The 17,033-nt window shown below is 60.2% G+C and carries 12 protein-coding genes; 7 read left to right on the plus strand and 5 right to left on the minus strand.

Features of this window, described 5'->3' with window-relative positions; translation table 11 throughout:
• Positions 1-52 precede the first annotated feature (52 nt).
• The gene (locus tag ACTG2B_RS05295) at positions 53-991 is read right to left on the minus strand and encodes a LysR family transcriptional regulator (RefSeq protein ID WP_042055187.1); all 939 of its coding nucleotides are present in this window, start codon (positions 989-991) and stop codon (positions 53-55) included.
• Between the two features lie 498 nt (positions 992-1,489).
• Here ACTG2B_RS05295 and ACTG2B_RS05300 point away from each other — a divergent pair, with 498 nt between their 5' ends.
• Positions 1,490-2,782 (plus strand): HAAAP family serine/threonine permease, encoded by a 1,293-nt coding sequence (locus ACTG2B_RS05300; RefSeq protein ID WP_005338498.1) that lies wholly within the window; start codon positions 1,490-1,492, stop codon positions 2,780-2,782.
• Positions 2,783-2,872: 90 nt separating this feature from the next.
• Here the strand turns inward: ACTG2B_RS05300 and ACTG2B_RS05305 are convergent, their stop codons facing one another.
• Both ACTG2B_RS05305 and ACTG2B_RS05310 read right to left on the minus strand, forming a co-directional pair.
• Positions 2,873-3,592, minus strand: coding sequence for a substrate-binding periplasmic protein (locus tag ACTG2B_RS05305; RefSeq protein WP_043818930.1), 720 nt, complete (start codon positions 3,590-3,592; stop codon positions 2,873-2,875).
• A 91-nt stretch (positions 3,593-3,683) separates the two neighbouring features.
• Positions 3,684-4,706: an MBL fold metallo-hydrolase gene (locus ACTG2B_RS05310; protein ID WP_439995308.1), complete on the minus strand. Its 1,023-nt coding sequence runs from the start codon at positions 4,704-4,706 to the stop codon at positions 3,684-3,686.
• A 155-nt stretch (positions 4,707-4,861) separates the two neighbouring features.
• Between ACTG2B_RS05310 and ACTG2B_RS05315 the strand changes: the two genes are divergently transcribed.
• From ACTG2B_RS05315 to pdxY, 6 genes are all read left to right on the plus strand, one after another.
• A complete protein-coding gene (locus ACTG2B_RS05315; protein WP_439995309.1) occupies positions 4,862-5,761 on the plus strand; it encodes a LysR family transcriptional regulator in 900 nt (299 codons plus the stop codon).
• Positions 5,762-5,849: 88 nt separating this feature from the next.
• Entirely contained in the window at positions 5,850-7,130 is a 1,281-nt protein-coding gene (gene yjeH, locus ACTG2B_RS05320) for an L-methionine/branched-chain amino acid transporter (protein ID WP_439995310.1), read from the plus strand.
• 392 nt (positions 7,131-7,522) lie between these two features.
• The gene (cadC, locus tag ACTG2B_RS05325) at positions 7,523-9,076 is read left to right on the plus strand and encodes a lysine decarboxylation/transport transcriptional activator CadC (RefSeq protein WP_429215677.1); all 1,554 of its coding nucleotides are present in this window, start codon (positions 7,523-7,525) and stop codon (positions 9,074-9,076) included.
• Between the two features lie 741 nt (positions 9,077-9,817).
• Positions 9,818-11,152: a cadaverine/lysine antiporter gene (gene cadB / locus ACTG2B_RS05330; RefSeq protein WP_005338486.1), complete on the plus strand. Its 1,335-nt coding sequence runs from the start codon at positions 9,818-9,820 to the stop codon at positions 11,150-11,152.
• A gap of 77 nt (positions 11,153-11,229) precedes the next feature.
• Positions 11,230-13,362, plus strand: coding sequence for a lysine decarboxylase CadA (locus tag ACTG2B_RS05335; RefSeq protein WP_042079860.1), 2,133 nt, complete (start codon positions 11,230-11,232; stop codon positions 13,360-13,362).
• Positions 13,363-13,455: 93 nt separating this feature from the next.
• Positions 13,456-14,316, plus strand: coding sequence for a pyridoxal kinase PdxY (gene pdxY / locus ACTG2B_RS05340; RefSeq protein WP_439995311.1), 861 nt, complete (start codon positions 13,456-13,458; stop codon positions 14,314-14,316).
• A gap of 76 nt (positions 14,317-14,392) precedes the next feature.
• Here pdxY and ACTG2B_RS05345 read toward each other — a convergent pair whose 3' ends face one another.
• Complete coding sequence (locus ACTG2B_RS05345; RefSeq protein ID WP_421304630.1) at positions 14,393-14,836, minus strand: PliI family lysozyme inhibitor of I-type lysozyme; 444 nt, start codon at positions 14,834-14,836, stop codon at positions 14,393-14,395.
• 58 nt (positions 14,837-14,894) lie between these two features.
• Positions 14,895-16,928 (minus strand): M13 family metallopeptidase, encoded by a 2,034-nt coding sequence (locus ACTG2B_RS05350; protein WP_236301710.1) that lies wholly within the window; start codon positions 16,926-16,928, stop codon positions 14,895-14,897.
• Between the last annotated feature and the right edge of the window lie 105 nt (positions 16,929-17,033).

A 17,033-nucleotide genomic window follows, 5' to 3' on the forward strand; every position in this document is an offset into this window, starting at 1 on the left:
GATTATCGAACAGCTAGTCTAGATTAATACTTATTTGGTGATAATCAGGGTTTCACTTGATGAATTGCTGAGTATTACTCACTAATCCGGGGTTTTGATAGTGAGCCTTGAGCATGTCGATCAGGATGCGCAGGCCGCTGCCCAGCTGATGCCGACTGGGATAGAAGAGGTAGAAGCCGGCAAAGGTGGGACACCAGGGTTCCAGCACGGTGAGCAGTTTCCCCTCCGCGACCTTTTGGCTTACCTCCTCTTCCAGACAGTAGGCGAGCCCCAGCCCCGCCTCGGCGGCGCCCAGATAGAGGGCCGGGGTGCTGGTGGTGAGCGGCCCGGTCACTTCGATCTCCAGCATGGTGCCGTCGGCGGCAAAGGCCCAGCGATAGTGGTGGTGCGGGGTGAGGCGATAGCCGATGCAGGCGTGGCGGCTCAGCTCGCTCGGGTGCTCCGGCGTACCGTGCTCCGCCAGATAGGCCGGGGAGCCCACCACCAGATAACGCTGGGGCGGGCCGAGGGGGATGCCGATCATCTCCTTGGGCAGCAGATCGCCATAAAAGAGCGCGGCATCGTAACCATCTTCAATCAGTCGGGGCATCAGCTCCTGCTCCACTACCTCCACCTGCATCCGCGGATAACGGGCCAGATAGTCGATCAGCACAGGTGCCAGCAGGCTGTCGATGGCGCCGCGGGGGGCGCAGAGTTTGAGGCGCCCCACCGGTTCATCGCTGTTGCGGGCCAGCTCGCAAAGCGCCTCTTCAAGAGTATTGAGGGTGGGGAGCAGCTGCTTGAGCAGGCGCTGGCCCGCTTCGGTCGGTACCACGGCGCGGGTGCTGCGGTTGAGCAGCCGTACTCCCAGACGGGCTTCCAGCCCCTTCAGGCTGTGGCTGAGGGCGGAGGCGGAGACCCCGAGTTCGAGGGCTGCCTTGCTGAAACTGCGGTGACGGGCGACGGCGGCAAACACTGCCAGTTCGGCGAGATCGGTACGGGTAATAGTCATCATCAATCAACAAAAAGGCGTGAGTCACAAGGGTACGCCAAGGCCGTGCTGCAGACAATCCGCGCTAAATGGGTGGCTTGTTGCAAATATGTAGCTGCTCGTAGACCATTGATTCCAGTGAAACTAAGTTGAATTGTTAAAAAAAACTCACAATAAGGCGCTTTGAGTGTGATCTTGGTCGTCCGAAAGGCGACCAAAATCAAACTTTGGTTGATTAATTCAAAAAAACGCTGTGATTAATAAGGGCATTTAATTAAAGTCAGCCCATCAAGAGTGGCGCACGTTAATTGGTTGTTAAGTGAGACGGGCGCCGACCCTCAGGGTCAAAATCTCGCACTGTTGTTTGTTGCAATCCTGTTGTCACAAGGAGTGATGGCCAGGTTGCCGGGGGGCGAGAGGTTATTATCAAGGACGGACAGCAGGCGTTCCAGGGAGATGGAACCGGGCCAAGGCCCGACCAAACAAGAATCCCATTTTCCTAGATGACAGGAACAACGTATGTCTGACATGAATATTGCAGCTGATGGTCGTTTAGCCAGCAACACCTCCCGCGGCGTCAACAAGGCCGATGTGGTCTGGATGCTGGGTCTGTACGGTACCGCGATCGGTGCCGGTGTGCTCTTCCTGCCAATCAACGCCGGTGTTGGTGGCCTGTGGCCGCTGGTTGCCATGTTGATCCTGGCGCTGCCGCTGACTTTCTTTGCTCACCGTGGTCTGACCCGCTTCGTGCTGTCCGGCTCTACCCGTGATGGTGACATCACTGAAGTAGTAGAAGAGCACTTCGGCAAGACCGCAGGCAAATTCATCACCCTGCTCTACTTCTTTGCCATCTACCCGATCGTGCTGATGTATTCAGTCGCCATCACCAACACCGTCGAGAGCGTGATTGTTCACCAGCTGGGCATGTCTGCACCTCCCCGTGCCGTTCTGTCACTGGCTCTGATCCTCGGTCTGATGGCGGTTGTTCGTCTGGGCGGCCAGGTTATCGTCAAAGCGATGAGCGTGCTGGTATTCCCGTTCGTGCTCACCCTGATGGGTCTGGCGTTCTACCTGATCCCGCACTGGAACGGTGCCATCATCACTGAAGCTCCGGCCCTGTCCGACGCCTTCAACGGTGACTTCATCAAGACCCTGTGGCTGGCTATCCCGGTAATGGTGTTCTCCTTCAACCACTCCCCGATCATCTCCTCCTTCGCGGTGGACAACAAAGGTCGTTACGGTGAAGGTGCCGAGAAGAAGTGCAGCAACATCCTGCTGGGTGCCCACGTCATGATGGTGATGACCGTTATGTTCTTCGTATTCAGCTGCGTACTGAGCCTCTCCCCGGCTGACCTGGCTGCTGCCAAAGAACAGAACATCTCCATCCTGTCCTACCTGGCCAACCACTTCGATAACCCGGTTATCGGTACTGTGGCTCCGCTGATCGCCATGGTTGCCATCAGCAAATCCTTCCTGGGTCACTACCTGGGGGCGCAAGAAGGCATGAACGGTCTGATGGCCAAGGCGCTGCGCGAGAAGGGCAAGAACGTTGACACCAAGCAGCTGAACAAAGTCACTGCCGTGTTCATGATCCTGACCACCTGGGCCATCGCTACCATCAACCCGAGCATCCTCGGCATGATTGAAGACCTGGGCGGCCCGATCATCGCAATGCTGCTGTTCCTGATGCCGATGTACGCCATCACCAAGGTTCCGGCCATGCGCAAATACGCTGGCAACATCAGCAACGGCTTCGTGACCATCATCGGCCTGATCGCCATGTCCGGTATCATCTACAAGCTGATTGCCTGATAACGCCGGTTATCAAGTTGAATGAAGAAGCCGCCTCGCAAGAGGCGGCTTTTTTATGGCTGTTTGGGGCTGCGAGCGGATGCGGTATCGCTACTTCATCAGCTTCTTCACCTCGTCGCTGGCCAGCGCCTTGTTGAATTTGTCCCGCGCCTCTTTCCCCTTGGCGGAGTTGGTAAAGCAGACGTGGAGGGACTTGTCCTCGAGGATCTTGCCGTTGAAGCCGAGGTTGGCGGCAACATCCTTGAGTTGGGGATCGCTCTCCAGCAGATAGGTCATCACATTCTGGTCGATAACCGCCAGATCGAGCCGACCGTTGCCCAGTTTCAGCAGGTTTTGGCTGTCCGAGCTGGTGGCGTCGGCCGAGAGCGCCTTGCTGGCCACTTTTTCGTCGAACTCGGTGGTATTCACATAGCCGGTGACGACACCAATTTTCTTGCCCTTGAGGTCATCAAGGCTCTGCCAGGTGACCGGCTGATCGGCTCGCTGGGCAAACCCGAGAGGGCCGTTACCTATGGGGTCGGAGAAGAGGCAGCTGCTCTTGGGGTCGAGATACTCGGGGAAATAACCCAGTACCTCGGGGTTGTTGGTCGCCTCGTCCACGGCCCGTTGCCAGGGATAGAACTTGATGGTCAGCGGGTCGCCAGCCAGGGCAAAGGCTGCGGTCACCACCTGACTGCTCTTGCCCTGCTCAGGGAGGCTGGCGCTGGTGTAAGGGGGCCATTCAAGGCTGGTCAACACTGCCGCCTGAGCGGCCGACATGCCGAACAAGGGAAGAGTGGCCAGGGCGAGGTGCTTCCATTTCAGGCTCATAGAGATAACTCCTTGTGGTCAAACACCCCTTAAAGATAGCCCTCGGTGTCGATTGCGGATGCCGGCCATGGCTGACCGGCATCCGTGCCATCTATTTATTGTCGATATTCTCCGACTGCCAGAGGGCATAGCCCTTGCCGGAGGCCGTGGTGGGCAGATCAATCTGCATCAGGTCGTTGCCGATGACGAAGGGGCCCGTGTAGCGGGCGCGCAGATCCTGCGCCAGATCTTTGACCCTGATCTTGCCGTTGAGGCCGATATGGCTGAACACGGTCAGCGCCGGTTTGGCTTCGTTCATTACCCGGGCCGCCTGCTCGGGGGAGGCGAGGTGACCGGCGATCGCCTTGTAGCCGGGGTTGGCCTTCATCTGTTCGGCAGAGGTCATGGAGACGCAGTGCACCAGCAGGTCGGCCCCTTTGGCCTGCTTCACCACTTCGGGGCTGTAGCGGGTATCGCCGGAGAGCACCACGCTGTGGCCGTGATAGTCGATGCGATAGCCGAATGACGGCTTGATGTTGACCCCGTGGTCGTTGTCAAAGGCGGTTACCTTGACTCCGTCCTGGTCGTAGACCACCCCGGCGGTAACCTCGTGGCTGTTGATCTCCACCCCGTCCAGCGGCGTTCCCTCATCCTTGACCCGGGTGGCGATGTCGGTGGCGTAGGCCTGCTGCAAGCCACGGGCGAGAGCTGTGGTGCCTTTGGGGCCGTAGAGTTCCATCGGCGCGTGGCGCTGGCCATAGGCCGGTTGCAGCCAGCCGGTCAGCCAGAGATCCGCCAGCCCGTTGGTGTGGTCGGAGTGAAAGTGAGTGAGGAAGAAGGTGTTGACCCGGCCGATGGGGATATGCAGCTGCCACAGGCGAGTGGCGGAGTTGCGGCCAAAATCGAACACCAGCTTCTGGTTGCCCGCTTCGACCAGGGTGCTGTAACCGCCCCGGCTGATCTGGGGCACCGGAGTGCCGGTGCCGAGCAGGCTGACCCGAAAAATATCGGGCCGGGCTTGAGTTGCTGAGGCCGGGGCCTGATCGTGGTTGCTGATAAAGCTGCTCTCGGCAGCCTGACTGGCGCCGCTGGCCAGCAGACCGACCAGTAATGCGGCCAGATAGGTACTTTTCATGGGGATTTATCCTGTGGGGGAGGGATAGCATCACTGTATTGGTAACTAAAAGTTGAATAAATTGGCTAAAATCCATTTCTTACTAAACTTTTGGTTGTGAATCAGGGTCCTTGTCGCGGGCCAAATCGCCTTGAATAAAGGTCAGAGGAGGGGTTGTGGACCGATTGACCAGCATGCGTATCTTCACCCGGGTGGTGGATCTCGGCTCCTACAGCGCGGTGGCGAGCGAAGAGGGGATCAGCGCCCAGATGGTGGGCAAGCATGTGCTGGGACTGGAGCAGTGGCTGGGGGGCAAGCTGTTTCACAAGACCACCCGCCAGCAGACTCTCACCGAGCTGGGCCAGCTGTTTTTGGCTCGCTGCCAGCGGGTACAGGAGGAGATGGCACTGACCGAGTCGCTCACCCAGAATCTGCTGGCCGAGCCGGCCGGACGGCTGCGCATCGCCGCCCCCCTCAGCTTTGGCCACCACCGGCTGGTGCCGCTGCTGCCCGCTTTTCTCGACCGCTACCCCAAGCTGGATCTGGATCTGCAGCTCACCCCGCGCTGGGTCGATCTGGTGGAGGAGGGGTTCGACGCCGCCATCCGCACCCTGCGCCCGCAGGATGAGGCGCTGATCGCCCGTCCGCTGCTGACCCAGCACTACCGCCTCTGCGCGGCCCCCGACTACCTCAATCGCCACGGCGTACCCCGTCATCCGGCCGATCTCGCCCGCCACCAGTGCCTGCACGGCAACTGGGGGGAACACGAGCGTTGGCAGTTTGTCGGGGAGGATGGCCAGAGCGAGGAGGTGCGGGTCGCCTCGCGCCTGCGCATCAATCACTGGCCAGCCTTGTTGACGGCTGCGCTATCGGGGGCTGGCATCACCTTGCAGCCAGCCGAACAGGTGCGTGACCATATCGCCGCGGGGCGTCTGCTGTCGCTGCTTGGTCGCTATCAGAGCCCGGCCAAGATCCTTTACTTCATCTATCCGGCGGCGCGGCGGCAGGTGCTCAAAATCACCCTGCTGGGGGATTTTCTGGCCGAATCCCTGCAAGCTGAGTCCGAGCTCGAATAAAGGGCTGCATATTCTCGCTGCCGTGCTTAACAAAGGGGCGGGGCAGGCCTAACATGGCGGGATGTTTTTTTAGTCAGGACAAAAGGATATGTCTGGGTTGAAAAAGGATCTCGGGCTCTGGCAGGGGATGGGGCTGCTCGCCACCTCGCTGCTCGGCACCGGGATCTTCGTGGTACCGGCGACTGCCGCCTCGCTGGCGGGTGGGGCCTCGCTCTGGGCCTGGTTGCTGCTGATTGCGCTGGTGCTGCCTATCGCCTTTACCTTCGCTCACCTCGGCCGTCGCTATCCCCATGCGGGCGGCGCGCCGCACCTGATCGGCCTCGCTTTTGGCAACGGCGCCGAGCGCTTCTCCGCCTTCCTGTTTCTGGCGGTGCTGCCGGTGGGGCTGCCAGCCGCCCTGATGATTGCCGCCGGTTTCTGGCACGCCCTGTTCGAGATGGGGGAGTGGACCCTCTGGGCCATCCAGCTGCTGACCCTGCTCGGGGTATTCCTGCTGGGGCTGCGCGGGGCGCGCTCCTCCGGCAACCTGCAACTGTTGATAGCTCTGGCTATTCTGGGGCTCACCCTGCTGATCTGGTTCAAGGGAGAGGTGAGCTGGCGCGATGCGGCCCGGCCGCTGCCGAGCGCGGACGAGTGGCCCGCCATGGCTACGGCGCTGGCGGTGATGTTCTGGTGTTTCGTCGGGCTGGAAGCCTTCGCCCATATGGGTGAGGAGTTCAAGTGGCCGGAGCGGGACTACCCCATCGCCCTGCTCGGTGGGGTACTGCTGGCGGGGCTCATCTACTGGGTACACTCGCTGGTGGTGCTCAAATATGGCCTCTACGGCGATGAGGCGAAAAACGCCACCGCCATTCCCTCCCTGCTGGCGCTGCTGTTTGGCCCCACTGCCAAGTGGCTGGTGGCGGTGCTCGGCTACCTCTCCTGCTTTGCCAGCATCAATATCTACATTCAGGGCTTTGCCCGGCTGATCTGGAGCATGGCGCGGGAAGGCAAGTTGCCCCCTTCGCTGGCCGTGCTCACCGCGCGCGGCGCGCCGCTGCGGGCGCTCACTCTGGTGCTCGCTATCTGTCTGCTCTGCATCACCCTGATCATCTGGCTGCGACTGCCCCTTGATGAGCTGATCCGCTACGCCAACGGCAATTTCGTGCTGGTCTACCTGCTCTGCATGGCGGCGGGCTGGCGCCTGCTCGGCGGGGTGGGCAAGGGGCTGGCGGGGGTGAGCGTGCTGCTCTGCGCTCTGGTGCTGGTGGCGCTCGCCACTCAGGTGCTCTATGCGGTGGTGCTCAGTCTTGGCTATGGCGGCTTCTCGTTGTGGCGGCGTCATCTGCGCCGCAGTCGTCAGCATGATGCGCTCCCGGTAGCGAAGTAACGTCTCCCCGATTGTCGAAGAAATGAGAAAGCCCTGATGTTCAGGGCTTTTTGATTCCGGCATATGGGATGTTCATATGAATACTAGTTGGCACGCTATTTGCCGAAAAGTGCGGTGTCGGATCAACTCAACGGCGATTTATAGCCAAAAAAAGTGGGATCCAGCTCCCGTTTTGCTTAAAGTGATCCCTTCCGATCCCGGTGGTCGGAATGCCCGCAAGGATGCCCTTCAGACGTAAACAGGATGGCCTGGCCAGACTGACTCTCAGAGATGTGATTGCTTCGGTTCTCTTTTTATCTGTCACCTGTGGTGATAGCGCCTTGTTCCGTTCAGTCAGCCCGGGTTTTGCGTCTCTCTCATCGTGCATTGTCACCATCTGCAGCGAGTGAATCATGAGCGAATCGGTTTTTGAGATCCACGACTGGACCCTGAGCGTTGACGACAACATGTTGTGTCGCCCCGACCGCGAGGTCTACCTCGAACCCAGACTGGTCAATCTGTTGCGGTTTCTGGCCCACAATGCCGGCACCGTCTTTGGCCGCGATGTCCTGATCAACGAGGTGTGGGATGGCGCCGAGGTGACCGATCAGGTGGTGACCCAGTCCATCTTCGAACTGCGCAAGATCCTCAAAGATGGTCGCACCGATGCGACCGACTATATCGTCACCGTACCCAAGCGTGGCTACAAGCTGGTTGCGCCGGTACGGCCGCTGCAGGTGGTTTCCGTGGTGATGGCGGACGAGCAGCCCGCGCCCGCGATCAATACCGCTCTCTCCGACAACCCGACTCTCTCCGATCTGAGCCCGCCCGCGGCTGATCAGGATGATGATGCACAGCCCAATGTCGCCCCTTTTCCCGCCGGGCCCCTGACCCGCGCCATCTCCACCCATGCCAAGGATGCTCGCAGCCGCTGGAAGATGGTGAGTTTCGATATCTTCGTTGCCATCGTGCTGATCGCCATTGTCAGCATGCTCAGCTACCAGCACACCAGCCCCCAGGTACACGCCATGCTGGATCCCAACCTGCTGGTGTTCCGCTTCCACTCCGGCATGGATGACAACAACGAGAACGTGCGCCTCGCCGATGGCATTACCCGAGCCCTGATGGGGGAGGTGGCCGTGGCTACGCCGCTGCGGGTGCAGTACGGTGCTACCACTCTGATGGGGGGCATCATGCCCGGCAAGGAGCTGAGTGTGCGGGTTACCCGCCAGCCCCGTGGCACCTATCTCGATCTGGAGTATCGCAATATCAATACCAACCGGGTGCTGTTCAGCCATCAGTACCAGCTCAGTCGCCACAGTGTGCACGGTGTGTTGCAGGCCAGCAGCCAGGATCTGCTGCGTGCCCTCGACCAACCCGATGCCGAGCCGGGGATGGGCTGGCCGACCGATGATGCCTCCCTGATGGCGATGATGGAGGCGCAGTACTACATCAACAGCCGGGATCCGGTCGCCCTCAAGCGGGGCATCGATCTGCTGGAGCAGGCGCTGATTGCCCATCCGGATCAGCCGCTGCTGTTGGCGGAGCGCTATCTGGCTGGCGAGGCGTTGGCCACCCTGGCGGGCAAATCCGAGAGCGAGCGGCTGCAGGGGATTGGCACTCATCTCGCCAGCGTGGTGCAAAACAGCGGTGCTCTCCCTGCTCGGGTGTGGGAGGCGTTGACCCTGCAGGCGATCCTCAACGGGCAGCAACAACAGGCCAACTATCTGCTGGAGAAGGCTGCGAGTCGCGGCCGCTCGGTGCTCTACTACATACTGCAGGGCAAGCTGGCGGAGCTGGATGGTCGCCCCGAGGCGGCGGGTGATGCCTACAGTCAGGCCTTCCTGATGGAGGCGACCGAGCAGACCTATCTGCTCTGCCAGCAGCTCGGTTTCTACAGCAATATGGAGAGCCTCACCCCGGCTCTGTTCAATGCGCTGGGTCAGAGCAAGGTGAAGCTCTTCTAACACCGCAGTGTTGGTTTTCCCCCGGTCGGTGCGGTTGCCGACCCCATCCACAGGCTGCCTTCGGGCGGCCTGTGCGGTTTCTGCTTGTCTCAATCCTGCTTCTTTGCCACCGGGGATAGTCGCTCTGGTGAGTCATGATTTATCCCCCGCAGCTCCCCACTATCCCCACTTGCCTTTGTCTTGCACGCGGCATTCTGCCCGGCTTTGCACCGTGTGCAGCTTGTGACATCTGCTCATTGTTGGCGGCGGGATAAGCTGTCCGTCACGACCCATTTCTCATTGCTGACCGGTTATCGCCGTTGCGCTTTACCTCTGAGACTGGATTGTGATGAGCCGAGCGGAGGGGAAAGCAGGAGGTGAGCGGCCACTCAGGGTGATGATCAGCAGGGCTTCCAAATGGCCGCAAGGGCAGGGGGGCGCAATGGGAGCTGCTTTATCCCGGGTTTATCTGGCCAAAAATATCAAGACGGCGAGATAAAGGGGTTATCAAGGGGCAAAAACGGGTTGGCCGGATATCAAGGTTTTATCAAGACGGCTGTGTGATGTGATGTCAATTTACTGTTTTTAAATGTTTTTTATCAAAAGTGACGAGGCGGCGAAAAAAGTTGCCTCATATTTTTATCCGTTAGCTGGTCTTTATGTTTTCCGGGGATGAGAGGCCTAGTCTGTGCCCATTCTTTGGCGGGGCGTTCCGCCAAATGTGTATGTGACGACCCGACCTTTTATAGAACCGGAGATCTTATGTCCCTAGATACGAGCAAGAAGATTGGCCTTATCGCCTGTACAGGTGTGGTGGCCGGCAACATGATGGGGAGTGGCATCGCGCTGCTGCCTTCGGCACTGGCCACCATCGGCTCCATCTCTGTCTTTAGCTGGGCAATCTGTCTGGTAGGCGCCATGGGCCTCGCCTTTGTCTTCGCCCGCCTTGCTACCAAGAACCCGCAAGAGGGTGGCCCCATTGCTTACGCTGGCGAGATCTCTCCGGTGTTCGGTTTCCAGACCGGTGTGCTTTATTACCACGCCAACTGGATCGGTAACCTGGCCATCGCCATTACCGGCGTCTCCTACCTCTCGGTCTTCTTCCCCATTCTCAATAGCCCAATTCCGGCCGCCGCAGCCACCATCGCTGCCGTCTGGATCTTCACCTTCGTCAACCTGCTTGGCGGTAGCTGGGTGAGCCGACTCTGTACCCTGGGTCTGGTGCTGATCCTGCTGCCGGTTGTCGGTACTGCGGTGATGGGCTGGGGTCATTTTGATGCCACCGTCTACAGCCAGAACTGGAACACCACCAGCGGCAGCGACCTGCATGCGGTCATCAGCGCCGTGCTGATCTGCCTCTGGTCCTTCGTCGGTGTTGAATCTGCCGCCGTCTCTTCCGGCATGGTGAAGAATCCCAAGCGCACCGTACCGCTCGCTACCATGCTGGGTACCGGTATCGCCGGTGTTATCTACATCCTCTCTACCCAGGTGATCAGCGGCATGTTCCCGGCCGGTGAAGTGGCTGCCTCCGGCGCCCCGTTTGCCATGGCCTCTTCCGCCATCTTCGGTAGCTGGTCTGCACCTTTCGTCTCTGCCTTCACCGCCCTGGCCTGCTTCACCTCGCTGGGCTCCTGGATGATGCTGGTGGGCGAAGCGGGCAAGCGTGCCGCCAACGACGGCAACTTCCCGAAAATCTACGGTGAAGTGGACAAGAACGGCGTGGCCAAGAAGGGTCTGATCCTGGGCTCCCTCAAGATGACTGCCCTGATGGTTGGCCTGACCGCCTTCACTTCCCAGTCCGCTCACGCTGCCGATCTCTTCAATGTGCTGACCACAGATGCGGTGCTGCTGACCATGCTGCCCTACTTCTACTCCAGCATTAACCTGATCCGCTTCGAGGGCATGACCTCCCGCAGCATCGGCGCGATGATCTTCTCCGGTGTTGCCTGTGTCTTCTGTCTGGTGGCCCTGATGGGTGCCAAGGGTTCCAACCTCACCGCTACCTTCGTGGTGTCGCTCATCATCCTGATGTTCTACGCCAAAAAACAGGGTCTGCGTCAGCACGACGCCCTGCTGAGCGAACAACCCAGCAACTAATTCCCCCTTTTATCTTCCGAGCGCTCTTCACTCACCATCCCTGATGGAGAGCGCCCCTTTACGTGTGGAGCATTACGATGAATATCATTGCCATCCTCAACCACCTGGGCGTTTTCTTTAAAGAAGAACCCATTCGCCAGCTGCAAGCCTCCCTCGAGCGCAAGGGTTTCGAGGTCGTTTATCCGGTCGATGTGGCCGACTTGCTGAAACTGATCGAGAAGAACCCCCGTGTTTGCGGCGCCATCTTCGACTGGGACAAATACTCTCTGGGCCTGTGCAAGGAGATCCACGATCGCAACGAGAAGCTGCCGATCTTCGCCTTCGCCAACGACCAATCCACCCTGGATATTCACCTGACCGACCTGCGTCTGAACGTGCATTTCTTCGAGTACCGTCTCGGCATGGCTGACGACATCGCCCTCAAGATGGGTCAGGCCACTCAGGAGTATCAGGATGCCATCCTGCCGCCGTTTACCAAGGCGCTGTTCAAGTACGTGGAAGAGGGTAAATACACCTTCTGTACTCCGGGTCACATGGGCGGTACCGCCTTCCAGATGAGCCCGGCCGGCAGCATCTTCTATGACTTCTACGGCCCGAACGCGTTCAAGGCTGACGTATCCATCTCCATGCCGGAGCTGGGCTCCCTGCTGGATCACTCAGGTCCGCACAAGGAAGCCGAAGAGTACATCGCCCGTACCTTCAACGCCGATCGCTCCTATATCGTCACCAACGGCACCTCCACTGCCAACAAGATCGTCGGCATGTTCTCCGCGCCGGCCGGCAGCACAGTGCTGGTTGACCGCAACTGCCACAAGTCGCTCACTCACCTGATGATGATGAACGACGTGACCCCGATCTACTTCCGTCCGACCCGCAACGCCTACGGCATTCTGGGTGGTATCCCGCAGAGCGAATTCAGCCGCGACACCATCGCTGCCAAGGTCGCCGCGACACCGGGTGCCCAGGCTCCCCGTTACGCCGTCGTCACCAACTCCACCTATGATGGCCTGCTCTACAACACCGGCTTCATCAAGGAGAGTCTGGATACCCCTTACATCCACTTCGACAGTGCCTGGGTGCCTTACACCAACTTCAGCCCGATCTATGAAGGCAAGTGCGGCATGAGTGGCGAAGCGATGCCGGGCAAGGTGTTCTATGAAACCCAGTCCACCCACAAGCTGCTGGCAGCCTTCTCCCAGGCCTCGATGATCCACATCAAGGGTGACGTGGAGGAAGAGACCTTCAACGAAGCCTTCATGATGCACACCTCCACCTCGCCGCAGTACGGCATCGTGGCATCGACCGAGATCTCCGCTGCCATGATGCGTGGCAACACCGGCAAGCGTCTGATCAAGGACTCCATCGATCGCGCCATCTCCTTCCGCAAAGAGATCAAGCGTCTGCGTGATCAGAGCGAAGGCTGGTTCTTCGACGTATGGCAGCCGGACAACATCGACACCGTCGAGTGCTGGAAGCTGGATCCGAAAGATGACTGGCACGGCTTCAAGGACATCGATGACAACCACATGTACCTGGATCCGATCAAGGTCACTCTGCTGACCCCGGGTATGGGTCGTGACGGCCAGCTGCTGGAGAAGGGCATCCCTGCCTCTCTGGTCTCCAAGTTCCTGGACGAGCGCGGCATCGTGGTCGAGAAGACTGGTCCTTACAACATGCTGTTCCTCTTCTCCATCGGTATCGATCAGTCCAAGGCGATGCAGCTGCTGCGCGCCCTGACCGAGTTCAAGCGTGGCTACGACCTGAACCTGACCATCAAGAACATCCTGCCGAGCCTCTATCGTGAAGATCCGAGCTTCTACGAAGGGATGCGCATTCAGGAGCTGGCCCAGAGCATCCATGATCTGACCTGCAAATACCGTCTGCCGGAGCTGATGTTCAAGGCGTTCGACGTGCTGCCGGAGATGAAGATGACCCCGCACGCTGCATGGCAGCAAGAGCTGGCGGGCAATCTGGAAGAGGTGCCGTTGCGTGACATGGTTGACCGCATCAGCGCCAACATGATCCTGCCGTACCCGCCGGGAGTTCCGCTGGTACTGCCGGGCGAGATGGTGACCCAGGATTCTCTGCCAGTGCTCGAGTTCCTCGAGATGCTGTGCGAGATCGGTGCCCACTACCCGGGTTTCGAGACCGACATCCACGGCCTCTATCGTCAGGCCGATGGCAGCTACACCGTCAAGGTGCTGCGTTAATCGACAGTGACAACAGTCGAAAGTGACAACAACGGGCCGCAAGGCCCGTTTTTCCCTCCGGAATTCCTGTTCTTATTGCGTGAGTCGCCAATCATGAAGCGAGTGCTCTCCATTCAATCCCACGTAGTCTTTGGCTGTGCCGGCAACAGCGCCGCCGTTTTTCCCATGCGTCGCCTCGGGATCGAGGTGTGGCCGATGAACACGGTGCAGTTCTCCAACCACACCCAATACCGCGAAGGCTGGCAGGGGATGGTGATGCCCGGCGGTCATATCCGTCAGCTGGTAAACGGCCTGGCGGAGATCGGCGTGCTGGCCGAGTGCGATGCGCTGCTGAGCGGCTACCTCGGCTCGGCCGAACAGGGGGAGGAGATCCTGGCTGCTGTGGCCCGGCTCAAGTCGCTCAATCCGACCGCCCTCTATTTTTGTGACCCCGTGATGGGTCACCCCGACAAGGGGTGCATAGTGGCACCCGGCGTCGCCGATTTTCTGAAAAACCGGGCACTGGCCTGCGCCGATATACTGGCCCCCAATCTGCTGGAGCTGGAACAGCTCACCGGCCGCGATATCCGCAATGTGCCGGAGGCTATCGAGGCGTGCCAGCAGCTGCGCGCGCAAGGGGTCAAGCTGGTGATGGTCAAGCATCTGGGCAAGGCCGGCTTTGCCATGGACCGCTTCGAGATGTTGCTGGTGTGCGAGGAGGGGACTTTTCACCTCTCCCGCCCGCTCTACCCTTTTGCCCGCCATCCCATCGGGGTGGGGGATCTGCTGAGCGCCACCATGCTGGCCAATCTGCTGGCCGGTTGTACCCTGGTAGCGGCGTTCGAGCTTACCAACGCCAGCGTTGATGCCGTGCTGGCCCGCACCTGGCTGGCGGGAGCTTACGAGCTGCAACTGGTGGCGGCCCAGCACGAGATGGCGCTGCCGCAGGTCTCCATTCGGGCGACCCGCCTCTGAGCTGGTTACGCCAACAGCAGAAACAACAAAGCCCTGATCATCAGGGCTTTTTACATATCAGATCCCAGAAGAGGGCTTAGTCCTGCGGGCTTTTGAGCGCCTTGACCACATCCTCTTTGGGCTCCAGCTCCTTGACCTGATTGAAGATCTCCAGCTCCCCTTGCGGGCTGACGGTGTAGGCATCGGCATCCTGATAGCTGCCGCTGCCAGCGCTCTCGATGATGACCACCAGCTCGGGCTGCTTGTCGCCATTCAAATCGACCAGTTTCAGCTCCCGGATAAAGCCGTTGCGAGCCATCACCTTGCCATCCTGAAACTCATCCAGTGGAAACTGGGCGTTCTGGCCCGAATAGAGCCGCACGTCATAGCTGCCGATGGAGGCGGGCTCACCGGCCCCCTGCTCCACCCGGATCACCTGCCCGGAGGGGAGGGTCAGTTGCTTGCTAAATCCCTCTTCGGCTTGTGCTTGTGCCGCCAGCGGCAGGGTCAGCAGCCCTGCCATCATCAATGCTCTGCTCATCTTGCAACCTCTTGCTGTCTGTTGAGTGCGGGCTCCCGGGGAGCCCGCCGTGATGTTGCTACCAGATCTTCACCCGCTTCTGGGGCGGCAGATAGAGCTTGTCCCCCGGCTGGATGTTGAATGCCTCGTAGAAGGCGGGAATGTTCGGCACCACGCCGTTGACCCGGTACTCGGGGGGCGAGTGGGGGTCGGAGCGCAGCAGCATTTGCATCAGCTCTGGGCGATACATCCCCTTCCACACCTGCGCCCAGCCGAGGAAGAAGCGCTGTTCGCCGGTGAAGCCATCCAGCACCGGCGCCTCCTTGCCATCGAGCGACAGCTCGTAGGCCTTGTGGGCGATGGTGAGACCGCCGAGATCGCCGATGTTTTCCCCCAAGGTAAACTGGCCGTTGACGAACTGGCCGTTGATGGGTTCGAAGCGGTTGTACTGGGCCACCAGACGGCTGGTGCGGAAGCGGAACTCCTTGAGATCTTGCGGTGTCCACCAGTCGCGCATCATGCCGTCACCGTCGGATTTGGCCCCCTGATCATCAAAACCGTGGCCCATCTCGTGGCCAATGACCCCGCCGATGGCGCCGTAGTTGACCGCATCATCCGCCGTCATGTCGAAGAAGGGGGGCTGCAATATGGCCGCCGGGAAGACGATCTCGTTGTTGCTCGGGTTGTAGTAGGCGTTCACCGTTTGCGGCGACATGTGCCACTCGTCCCGGTCGACCGGCTTGCCGAGGCGCGCCAGACTGTCTGCATATTCAAAGGCTTGCGAGCGTTGCAGGTTGCCCACCAGATCATCCGGTTTGATGGTGATGGCGCTGTAATCCTTCCACTTGTCGGGGTAGCCGATCTTGGGGCGGAACTTGGCCAGCTTCTCGAGTGCCTGCGCCTTGGTCTCGGGCGACATCCAGTCGAGTTCCTTGATGCTCTGGCCGTAGGCGGTGCGCAGGTTCTCCACCAGCTGCTCCATCCGCTCCTTGGCCGCTGGCGGGAAGTAGCGGGCCACATAGAGCTGGCCGACCGCTTCACCCAGATGATCGTTCAGCACCCCGAGCGCCCGTTCCCAGCTGGCGCGCTGCTTGGGCGTGCCGCTCAGGGTGGTGCCGTAGAAGGCGAAGTTGGCGCGATCGGTCTCGCTGTCGAGATAGGGTGCGTAGTCGGTCAGCAGTTGCCACTTGAGGTAGGCCTGCCAGTCGGCGATGGGGGTCTGGGCCATCACCTGATCCAGCGCGCTCAGATAGGTCGGCTGACCGATGATGAGCTCCGGCTGGCCAGCAATGCCCGCGGCATTGAGATAAGCCTGCCAGTCGAGATGAGGGGCGAGCCGTGCCAGTTCACTGGCGGGGCGCTTGTTGTAGTTCTTCTCCCGATCCCGCAGGGCGACGTTGTCCCACTGGATGGTGGCGAGCCGGGTTTCGAGGGCCAGAATCCGTTTGGCCTTGCCGCTCGGGTCAGATTCCCCGAGGCGGCTCAGCATGGCGGCGATATGCTGCTGGTACTTCTGGCGCAGGGCCTGACTCTCGGGATCCTGCTTGAGGTAGTAGTCCCGATCCGGCAGCCCCAATCCCCCCTGATAGAGGTAGACCGCATAGCGGTCGGGGGACTTGGCATCGGCGTCGATCCAGATGCCAAACGGCGCGCCGCCGCCCATGCGGCCCGACTGGGCAAAGGCACGGGCCAGCGCGGCCTGATCACCGATCCGATCGATGTCGGCCAGCGCCGGTGCCAGCGGGGTGAGCCCCTTGGCGTCACGGCCTGCCTGATCCAGATAGCTGGCGTAGAGATCGCGGATCTGCTGGGTCGGCGTGCCGGTGGCGGCCTCCTGCTTGGCCAGCCCCTCGACCAGCACCCGCACATCGGCGAGGGATTTGTCCCGCAGCATGTAGAAGGCGCCATCGGCGGGGCGATCGTCGGGGATCTTGGCGGTGGCGAGCCACTTGCCATTGACGTAGCGGAAGAAGTCATCGCCGGGCTTGACCTGGGTGTCCATATTGGCCAGCGCCAGCCCGGAGTGTTTGGGGGAGTCTTGCGGTGCCTGACTGCAGCCAGCCAGCAGGGCCAGTCCAATCAGGCCGGCCAGTAAGCTTTTCTTATTGTTCATCTTGTTTGATTCCAATTCGGATTGTTTGCTTCCCTGCCCATCTTCCTTGCTCCAACCGGTTGTGCGACCGTCTTGCGGCCAGCCTGGTGGAGAGGGCGGGCGAGC

It is taken from the genome of Aeromonas sp. 30P, assembly GCF_051919805.1.
GTDB lineage: Bacteria > Pseudomonadota > Gammaproteobacteria > Enterobacterales > Aeromonadaceae > Aeromonas > Aeromonas veronii.